The organism is Nocardia sp. TBRC8007, assembly GCF_056629435.1.
This window is the reverse complement of sequence record NZ_JBWSOR010000114.1, coordinates 1-847: the sequence shown is the minus strand read 5'-3', so window position 1 is coordinate 847 and position 847 is coordinate 1. Positions and strand designations below refer to the sequence as shown.

1 protein-coding gene is annotated in these 847 nt (G+C 67.3%); it reads right to left on the bottom strand.

The annotated features are described in order from the left end of the window. Positions 1–847, bottom strand: an 847-nt coding sequence (locus tag ACX4ZE_RS22855) for a condensation domain-containing protein (protein ID WP_480275524.1), incomplete at both ends; no start/stop codon positions are given.

Genomic DNA, 847 nt, shown 5'->3' with positions numbered 1-847 from the left:
CCCGGCGCACACTACCGCCACCGCCTGCGGGGACCGCCGCACCTGTGCCTCGATCAGCCCGACCAAGGTGATATCGGTATCGACAGCCACCGTGGTGTCGTTCCACTCCTTCAGTAGCTCATCGCGTTCGGCGGCGGTGAGCACGTCCACCGCACCCACCGCCATCTCTGGGGTGGAGGCCGCCTGCCGTAACACCCGCACGAATCGTGCCGCGATCGCCTCGACCGTCGCCCGGTCGAACAGGTCGGTCGCGAACTCCACGAAACCGGTGAATCCCGCGCCGTCGGGGGCATCACCGATATTGAACAGGAGATCGAAGCGGGCTGTGCCCGACCGAGGATCCACAGGAGCGACCTGGATATCGGGCAGTTCGAGGGTGGGCAACGTGTTGTTCTGGAAGGCCAGTGCCACTTGGAACAGCGGGTGGTGTGCCGTGGAGCGAACCGGGTTGAGCAGCTCGACCAACAACTCGAACGGCGCGTCCTGATTGGCGTAGGCGGCCAACGCCTTCTCCCGTACCTGCCCGAGCAGGTCGGTGAACGAACCCGCCGGGGTGAGGTGTGCCCGCAACACCCAGGTGTTGACGAAGAACCCGACCAGATCGGTCAACGCCTCGTCGGTACGCCCGGCGATCAGTGTCCCGAGCGGAATGTCCGCACCCGTGCCGAGGTGGTACAGCAGCACCGCCAACCCCGCCTGCAGCACCATCGACTCCGTCGCGTCCTCCCGCCGCGCCAGCCGCCGCACCAACGCCCGGGTCTCGGCATCGATCACCACCGCCACGGTGTCACCACGGTAGCTCGCCACCCGCGGCCGGGGCCGGTCGGTCGGCAACGACAGTTGTTCG